We start from the raw sequence: 9,194 nt of genomic DNA, 5'->3' as shown, positions 1-9,194 counted from the left end.
CTATTCTTGACACATCAGTATAACCATAGTTATACTAAAACCATGAAAACAGCCATCTCTATACCAGACCCCATTTTTCAAGCAGCGGACTCCCTAGCCAATCGGCTTGGTGTGAGCCGCTGCGAATTCTATTCAAAGGCCATTGAAGCCTTTATTGAACAAAATAAAAATCGGGATGTCACCGCCAGGCTCAACCAAGTATTTGCTAGCGAAAGCAATTCCCTTGGAGATGATTATTACAATCTCCAGAGGCAATCCTTAAACAGGGAAGAATGGTAATAAAGAGAGGCGAAATATGGTGGGCCTCACTGGCCGAACCTAGAGGTTCAGGGCCAGGATTTCGAAGGCCTGTGGTCATTGTGTCCTCAAACAACTTTAATGAAAGCAATATAAATACCGTTCTTGCCGCTGTCATAACATCCAATCTCCGGCTAATAGATGCGCCCGGCAATAGTTTGTTGCCGAAAAAGCTGTCCAAACTAAGCAAAGACTCGGTGATTAATGTCAGCCAAATCATTACACTTGATAAAGCATTCCTCACCGAAAAAGTTTCAAGATTGAATTCACAACAACTTAACGATCTTAATGACGGGCTTAAGTTGGTTTTAGCGTTATAAAACATTACAAGCTGGGTAGCGAGCAGCTTGGATGGAGCTTGCGGAATCCGGGGATTCGTAGCTTCGATGTCCCGTATTACGTTGCGCTTCATACGGGTTACTTGCTACTTAAGGCTTTGTAAAACTGTTTTTAAATCGAACCAGTGTATGCCAACAAAGCGGAGATTGTGCTGCTTTCCTGCAAGTGTCACCGGTATTTCTACCGAGGGTGCATCATCAGGCGCGTCATGGGTGGCGATAAGTTGGCGGATTTCGGTGTCGTCGGTTTCACGGGCGTGTTGGTACATCGCGGCACAGGTGGGGCAAAGTGCCAACCGGTTTTCAATGTGGTGATGTTCAATTTTTTTAATGCACTGTACCGCTTCAAAATAATAAACGTCGCCGATTTTAAAAGGCATTTCTTTTGGTGGCGTTTAGTCTTTGTCCGCAGAAAATAAGTTGACAACAACCCAATTCAAATTTTATTGAAGGTCATGCTTTGTCCCATAAAGCCACTAACCGGGCAAAATGGCGTTCGCTCCAGGTAATTTCGCATTCTTCGCCCGCCAATTGAATCTTTAACTTAATATTTTCCAGTTCCCCAGGTTTCCTGATTTTAAAAATTTCTATTATGGGTCCTAAGTTAGACTTATCCAGCCCAGTGAAGCTGGCGTGTTTTAGCTTTGCCATTACGTCAGCACTGACGCAAAGCATATTCCCTGCGTCGTTTAAATAATCGGCGTTGTTGTAAGAAAGTAGCGAACAAGCTTCAAAATAGTTTTCGGCCTCGCCGTTTGTATTTGTCGAGGCTTTAGTAAATGTGTTGCCAGTGATTTGGCATTTCCCCTGATACTGCTCATACAGAAAATCACGGGCGTATTTATTCGATAATGATTCACGCACTGGCAAATAACGAGTAGTCTGGGAAGTTGTTTTGTGTAGTTTTACGTTTCCTTCAACCTCTTGATCTCTTATATTTTGGTAAAGTTCTGGTTTTTTGATAAGGTCGATTGGATCGTCTGTATTACTTGACGAAATACTGCCTCGTTGTGGGCGATTCAGGCTATTAAGCCTATCCTTAAATGAAGGGGCTGGGACTGGAGCACTTTCTTCGGGAAGAATTTTTAGCATTTTTTCCCGGTTAGCTTCAGATGCAGATAAAAAACGTTCGAGTTGGCTTAATTTGTTCGGATCGTTCCCAGCGAGAATATTAATCGCTTGTTCTACCTCCGGCTTTTTCATGCCCAGTTTTTCTGCTACTTCCCTGGCACTGATAGAGCTTGTATCAAACTCCTCTGGCAAATCGGTTAGAAACAATTTGCTTGGTTCGTGCCAAACGTCATTTTGATCGGGCAGCCAGGAATGATCACGACATAAGTTACCAACTTCCGTATATTCGAGCTTTTTTGGAGCTGCGTCTAATTTTTGGTAATTACTTGCAAATTGTGTTTCACCACTAATTATCCGCGGTGCATTTAACAATATGTTCCAAAGAATTTTAAATCTGCTTTTATTCCATTGAGTTAAGGCATCTTTGAGGCCTATAATTTTTGCATCAGGACGAAAGCCGTGCAAACCACGTTTGTTGCTACTATGGGAATTTGATAAGGTTATCGTTCCCGAATCAGAAGCTTCAAGATTTTTAGTCAACACGTCTATGGGCTTCGCTAAAGGAATTAATTGCTCAAGCAATGAGTTTTCAATTAATGGATGTAAAAAATAAGCCTCAACACTTTCCAATCCTGCAAACCAAGTTTCATGGTTAGGAGTTCTAGCAAATAAAGAATCCGATAAAGAATCCGAAACTGGTTTTTTCCAAATTATTTCTTCCGATTTTCCGCTGGCACGGATACAGGCAAGCCACGATGCAGAATTTAAACAATTATTGAGTTGGATTTTTGCTGATTTATCGGATTCGTTATAAGCATTTACTATGTGGCGCAAATGGCTACGATAAATTTCCTCATCGAAATTTTCAGCATTTATTTTTTTCTGAAATGCGGGCAAAATCGATTTTTCCACTATTGCTGCGGCATCAATTTTACGAATACCTTTTTCTTCCAGAAAAAGCCTGATTGTTTCATCTGCAATCAATTCGTCGTGTACTAATGGAAACATCGCCAAATCCAAATCAGACTTATTATCGGGAGTAAACCAAGCGGGAGGCGACACAGATTTGTTTTCAGGCAGTGAAACATGTTCACCCGATTTGAGCCGAATAAACGGTGCTTTTTTAATTGCCTGTGCGCCTTGTATGGCGTAAAGAGTAAACCGCACTAGCCATTTCATACTCTGTTTGCCAAGGAAAGCTTCGGTTAGCTTTGGAGCCAGCGTATCGGCTTCTACTTGAATTCCTTCGAGTAGCGGTTCTACCGCTGTCGCATTATCGTACAAGTATTGTTTCTTGCGTCCCACTAGATATAGGTGCAAATCCGTTGTTTCCCCACTCTCGGTGATGGACGCATCCAGCCAGTTCAACTTTGCCTTACCGAACAATACAGCCAGTTGCTCTGGTGAAAACAACTCAACCAAATCTTTACCACGCGCCAGCTTGGCTTCATCGGCTTTGATGAAACCACCGCCGTGTGCAGGCAACAACGGTTCGGTTTTAAGGGCTTTACGCACCATTTCATAAACACATTTTAATGGACTATCTTGAAAGTCCATCAGTCGTATTGGGAGTGCGTTAAAACTAGCGACATTCAATAGCCCCATATCGCGCAAGATTGCCAAGCTGTCGGCAGCGAGTTCCGCTGCCGTTTGTATCATTTGCCGATTGGCCGTATCGTCGGCCTTAATGTTGTCTCGTGCTTTGGTTGCTTTGAATGGTGCCTGAATGAGAAAGCCAAGTTTGGTGTCCTTTTCAGTCGGAAAAAAGATGACTAATTGTGTATTTTGAGCTTTCGTGACGAAGCCGTCTTTGACCAGAAAAGCTACTTCCACGGGAACGGTATGAGATTTTCCGGTATCCTCCACTGTTACATCCCGTGAAAAAATTCGCCAATCTTCAAGGTCTACGTCCTGATCGAGAACTTCCACCTTACGTATCCCATTGTAATTTTCGATGGGAGAGCTACTCCGAATAAAATGGCCAGACTTCCCATTAGGCAATGTCCATTTGATTTCTTCGATATGTCGTAAAAACAACAAGGTTCGGATGCCTAATTCCTGAAGAGCGTTACCGATTTCAGATACTGCTTTTTCAGCGGCTACATCTTCTCGAAATGCCCATTCAGGTCTGCATTGTGGCTTATCGAATGGCAGTACAATCAAGGTGTATTCACTTCCCACATTGTCAATTATATGTGGCTCAACGAAACGTTGTATCTTAAAGTGTTCGTCACCGGAATGAATTTGCGGAAAAAAAGTGTAGGCATAGACAGATTTAAAGCCAATCCCGAATTTACCAATCTGAGTGTAATCTCCAACCTTAGTCCCTTCGCCAATACCGCAAATACCAATTACATCTTTTTCTGAAAATGGCTCTCCGTTATGGCGAATCACTAACCGATCAGGGTAAAGATTAAAATACACATATCCCGGAGAACTGTCGGCTGATCGCCTAGACAACGCATCTTCCGCATTCTGTAGCACCTCGTAAATAAAATGGGTTCGAGTCGAATAAATGTCAGAAAAATAGGAAAGGTGACGCGTACCTTTCCCATATTCCTCGATATTTTTTTGACGTATTCTTTCGTAATCTGTTGTCATTTTTGTAAAATCTCCAAAACCCCAAACGCCACAGCCTCAGCCAATATATCCGCCCGTTTACTGGCTTGCTCTAACCGCCCCACTTGCTTCTGGTAATCCCGGTTTGCCGAGGCTATTTGCGATGTCCTCATGCGTTGGATTTTGTCGCTGGGGTTCTCGTCTCGTTGCTCTTCCAGGACGGCAATTCTGGCGGCGTGGGTGGTATTTAATGAATCAAGACGAGAACGTGTGTGTTGTTGGACTTGTTCAATATGGGCGGCGCGAGTATCCAGCCAAAGATTATAGTGAACCCTTTCCAGTGTTTGTTCGTTATCATGGTTAATGCTTATACCCTGTTTTTCTAAGGGTTCGGCGGCTTCCAGCAATGCCAGCATTTGGTTAGTCAGTTCAGGGCAAGTGCATATCGGCTGGAAGGTGAAATCTTCTTTTAAGCCCAGTTTTTGCCAGCGATAAATGGCATAAGGATGTTGCCCGACGGGCAATGTATCGCTGTATACCATGAAATTGCATTCTAATGGTGTTTCGGGTTCAACCGAAAGCGCCGCTTGCTGGGCGAGTGGGTGTGCTGGGGTAATGAAGGGCAAATCCCGGCGTTCCGCTGCGACTTTCTGATTAAAGGTTAGCTCAAGATAAGGACTATCTCCCTTCAACCAGCGTGACCAGGATTGCGCCGCTTCACCAGAAAAATTGTGCTTTTTAAAATCTTCCAACAGTTTATTACGACTATCTTGCCCCAGTTGCAACGTCGTAGTGGCTTTATTTCCGAGTGATGCAGGGATATTCATAACGCCCAAGTCGTTCAGGTAGCGTTTGATAAGATTAGCAAGCATGATAGGCACTAGCCAAAAACTGTCAGCTTGTTTAATCATGTCTTCATCCCGTTTAGGTTGGCTCAGGCCGAATAACTTGGATTGCTCTTCCTCCAGTTTGGCCTGTTCCTGGATTACCCTGACTTCGTTGTCGGCAATTTGTTGGAGACGATGTTCGCGTTCTTCATCAGAAAGCTCGAAATTTTCGGCGATTTCTTTGATTTCGTGCGTCAGTCTGCCGAGTATTTCTTCGCTACCACCTAATGCTTGATTAAAGACACCAATCCGCAATAAACAACGCTCATAAATATCGGCTTCGACTGTGCCAGGTGTGATGAAGTTGTAGATCACCACGGTTTGGCTTTCTTGACCGTATCGGTCAATACGGCCTATGCGTTGCTCGACACGCATCGGGTTCCAGGGTAAATCGTAATTCACCATACCATCGCAAAATTGGTAATCCAGCCCTTCGCACCCCACTTCTGACGATAACAGTACGTCGATTGCATTAGAGTTTTCTTTCTGCAAGCTGAACCGATTTCTCAAGTCGCGGCGTTCGTCGTCTGGAATGTCGCCATGAATCAAGCCGATACGGACAGATTCGACACTGAGTTTTTCGATAAGGTAAGACAACGTATGACGAAAGCTGCTGAATACCAGCAGTTTGTTGTTTTCGAGTTTCTGCTTATCACGAATGATTTTGAGAAAAGCATCCAGTTTAGGATCAGGCCCTTTGATTGCTTGAGCCTGCCGAATTAGGGAGTCAACATCTGTTCGAAATTCAGCAAGCGTTGCACTGATTTCGTCAGGGTTGATGTCTTGATCCAACTCACTCGGTTCCAGTTGCGATAAATGCCCTTGCAGCATGGACTCCAGAAATGGAGCCAGCCCAAATACACAACTGGCTACCCGGCTACGTAAATTAGAAAGCATAAACTTGAGGTTTTGATTGCCATGTCGGTGCGCCAGCATTCGGGCAATCAGATCAATCAAGTTCGTGTGTAACTCCGCCTGTTCCGTGGTGAACTCAACCGTGACAGTTTCGGGTTTACGGGTCGTAAACTTGTCAATGTCACGCCGCCGGGTTCGGTTGATAAAAGGCGAGAATGTGTACAGTCCTTCCAATTGACGGGTGAGCATGAGGCGTGTTTGAGGGCTTTCATCATCATCGGTCAACACGTCATAAACATTCTGCATCCTCGGATCATGCGCCAATACGCCTTTCCCCCAAGAAGTCACCAAAGCTTCATCGATAGCATTTCTGGCAATCTGCTTCCATTCGGGCTTTGCTCCACGAGCCGCTTCAATAGCGATATTTATGTGTGGATTGGGTTCGGACATGTGATCAAAATCTTGACGGCTTGTAATCACGTCTGGACGTAGCAAGTGCAGTAAAGTGAACAGGTCGTTATCGCGCAATTGAATGGGGGTGGCAGATAGTAACAGCACCGCTTCGGCATTTTCACAAAAATGACGGACTACTTGATATGTCCAGGTGTCAGTATTGCGGATAGCGTGGGCTTCATCGACGATCACCAGATCGAAGGTGGGTGGTGGGTCGAGATAGCGCAATCCATTTTGTTTTTTGTGGCCTTGTTGATTACCTTCAAAAAGTTCTTCATCGAAAAGCGAATAAGGCACTATTACCCGTGCATATTTTTGAGGCCAAACGCCGTCCAGATGAGTTTCATCTATGCAGTACCGTAACGACTTGCCATCCAAATGTTCAAAACGTTCGTCGAAACGCTTCATTTCCTCTAGCCATTTGCGTTCGGAAACCAGAGGTTTTGGGCAGATAATCAGCACCGACTTAATCTCACGCCGGGCTTGTAATTCTTTCAATATCAGCCCGGCCTCAATGGTTTTACCTACCCCAACTTCATCGGCAATCAGCAATCTAGGGCGGTCAGACTGGATCAGCTTAAGTACTGGACGAAATTGATAGGGTACAAAGTTAATTCGGGATGCCCGTAATGAATATAAATGGGAGGTGCTGGGATGGCGAAGTTGCAGGGCGGTCATCGCGGCATGTAAATCGTAAGGCGACACCTGTTTTCTTTTCGATAGGGTTTCTGCCAATTCCAATTGGGATTCGTAATAAGTTGCAGTGGTGCCATCATGGAAGACTTGATAACGGTTTTCCGGGTTGCCGGGTAATGCCGAGACCACAGCCCCTGTTTTGGCGGGTTGGGCTTTTAATCGAACAATGTCACCGGATTTGAATAGGGTTTCTGTTTCTGCAATTGCTGGTTGAGATTGAGGTATCGTGTTTTTGCCTTCATTCAGTGTATTGAGAAGCGTTTTTTTGGCTTCCCGCAAAGTATTCAAAGCATCTTGATTTGCACCTAATGCTTGCAACAACCGTTCAATAGTGTCCAAATCGCGGTATCGGGTTTCATTATCTAGCCCGCCTGCTGGAGCATGTGCCCAGCGGTTACGAATAGTTTGGGCTTCTTTTAACCAATTGCGGGTGGATTTTTCAAGATTGAGTTGCTGGGAAAGCTCGAACCAGTTTTGGTCTACAATGCGGAGTAATGCGGCAAGATCGAGTTGTTCGAGTGAAGGGAACTTTTCTTGCTTGGCAACTAATTGTTGTTGAAAAGAAAGCTTGTCAAGAACGCGTGACTCCCACCAAGAAGTTGAAATATTGGGCAATGTTTTTTTTAAAACGCAGGTAAGTTGTTTTGTTAGCACATCAAGAATCGCCGTGTCCATGTAGTACCACTAAGTTGTCAACAGAGGATGATTGCAGCCTATATGCCAAGGCTGCTTGAGGGAAAAGTTATGGCTATGGAATAGTAGTTTATAATTACCTTAAACTCAATGTGTTAGGAAATTTTCTGTCGAAAAACCCTGCCAATAATTTTCCAACTTCCAGAACCTTTTTTATGCTTTTTAACACAGCGAACTGAGAACTTGATTCAGAATTGATATTTCAGGTTAAACTGCCGATTCTTAAGTAAAGGGCTATGTTAAAATGGTAGACGAAAACCGCGTTTAGAATATCGAAAATGACCGATCTAATCATGTACCTTTCACGTTGCTCCGTAACCCTGAACCATGCCTTCAAATAACTTAACTGCCGCCATTTTCCGCAAAGAAGTCTTGGCAATGTTCGCCTATAAGGTTGCCGATGCGAGCGGCCTGATCAAGTTGGATGCCATGGAAAACCCTTACAACTGGCCGGATGACATCATACAAAGCTGGTTGGAGGCGCTAAAAACCTGCGAATTAAACCGTTATCCCGATCCCGAAGCAAGACAACTCACGCAAACGATTAAGGGACTAAATAAAATCCCGGCAGCGTTTGGCGTGTTACTGGGCAACGGTTCAGATGAAATCATCCAGATGCTGTTGATGGCCTTGCCTCCAAACGCCAGTGTGTTATCGGCACAGCCTAGCTTTGTCATGTACCAGCAAATCAGCCGGTCGCTGGGCTTAAATTTTATCAACGTGCCTTTGCTACCCGATACCTTTGACCTGGATTTGCCCCCCATGCTGGCAGCGATTGCAACACACCAGCCTAGTATTATTTTTCTGGCTTATCCGAATAATCCTACGGGCAACCTGTTCAACACCGAATCAATAAAGCAGATTATTGCCGCCGCCAACGGCTTGGTCATCATAGATGAAGCCTACGCGCCTTTTGCCAATGCCAGTTTTATGGACGAATTGACACAGTACGAAAACCTGCTGGTGATGCGTACTGTTTCCAAACTGGGTTTGGCAGGTTTACGTCTGGGTTATCTGGTCGGTGCGCCAGCTATCATTGAACAACTCAATAAAATCCGATTACCCTACAACATCAACATTCTCACCCAAGTGACCGCCCATTTTGCGCTGACTCACCATGCCCTGTTTGACGGACAAACCCAAAAAATCTGCGTGGAACGGGCCCACGTCTACGAACAACTCAGCAATATGGATGGCATAACCGCTTATCCCAGCGCCGCAAATTTTATCCTGTTCAGGACACACAAAAACAAGGCAGCCGATGTTTTTACAGCCATTAAAGAACACGGCGTGTTAATAAAAAACCTAACCCCCCAAGGCGGATTATTGGCTTACTGCCTACGTG

General features: G+C 44.6%; 6 protein-coding genes. 3 read left to right on the top strand and 3 right to left on the bottom strand.

Annotated features, from left to right (window positions below):
• Together ACLQ6D_RS11640 and ACLQ6D_RS11635 are read left to right on the top strand one after the other, a co-directional pair.
• Positions 1 to 279, top strand: a 279-nt coding sequence (locus ACLQ6D_RS11640; RefSeq protein WP_411727456.1) for a hypothetical protein, incomplete at its 5' end; no start/stop codon positions are given.
• Positions 273 to 617: a type II toxin-antitoxin system PemK/MazF family toxin gene (locus ACLQ6D_RS11635; RefSeq protein ID WP_411727455.1), complete on the top strand. Its 345-nt coding sequence runs from the start codon at positions 273 to 275 to the stop codon at positions 615 to 617. The genes ACLQ6D_RS11640 and ACLQ6D_RS11635, both read left to right, overlap by 7 nt.
• 104 nt (positions 618 to 721) lie before the next feature.
• Here the strand turns inward: ACLQ6D_RS11635 and ACLQ6D_RS11630 are convergent, their stop codons facing one another.
• The 3 genes from ACLQ6D_RS11630 to ACLQ6D_RS11620 all read right to left on the bottom strand — a co-directional run bounded on the left by ACLQ6D_RS11630 (position 722) and on the right by ACLQ6D_RS11620 (position 7,831).
• Complete coding sequence (locus ACLQ6D_RS11630; RefSeq protein WP_411727454.1) at positions 722 to 1,015, bottom strand: hypothetical protein; 294 nt, start codon at positions 1,013 to 1,015, stop codon at positions 722 to 724.
• A gap of 73 nt (positions 1,016 to 1,088) precedes the next feature.
• On the bottom strand, positions 1,089 to 4,307 hold the full coding sequence (locus tag ACLQ6D_RS11625) for a sacsin N-terminal ATP-binding-like domain-containing protein (protein WP_411727453.1): 3,219 nt from the start codon (positions 4,305 to 4,307) through the stop codon (positions 1,089 to 1,091).
• Positions 4,304 to 7,831, bottom strand: coding sequence for a DEAD/DEAH box helicase (locus ACLQ6D_RS11620; protein ID WP_411727452.1), 3,528 nt, complete (start codon positions 7,829 to 7,831; stop codon positions 4,304 to 4,306). The genes ACLQ6D_RS11625 and ACLQ6D_RS11620 overlap by 4 nt, the downstream gene beginning before the upstream one ends.
• 345 nt (positions 7,832 to 8,176) lie before the next feature.
• On the opposite strand from ACLQ6D_RS11620, the gene hisC reads away from it, so the two are divergent.
• Positions 8,177 to 9,194 (top strand): histidinol-phosphate transaminase (gene hisC / locus ACLQ6D_RS11615; protein WP_411727451.1); only part of this gene is annotated, 1,018 nt, incomplete at its 3' end.

Origin of the sequence: Methyloglobulus sp., assembly GCF_046714055.1 — a bacterium.
Classification (GTDB): domain Bacteria; phylum Pseudomonadota; class Gammaproteobacteria; order Methylococcales; family Methylomonadaceae; genus Methyloglobulus.
This window is presented reverse-complemented; position numbering and strand designations above follow the sequence as displayed.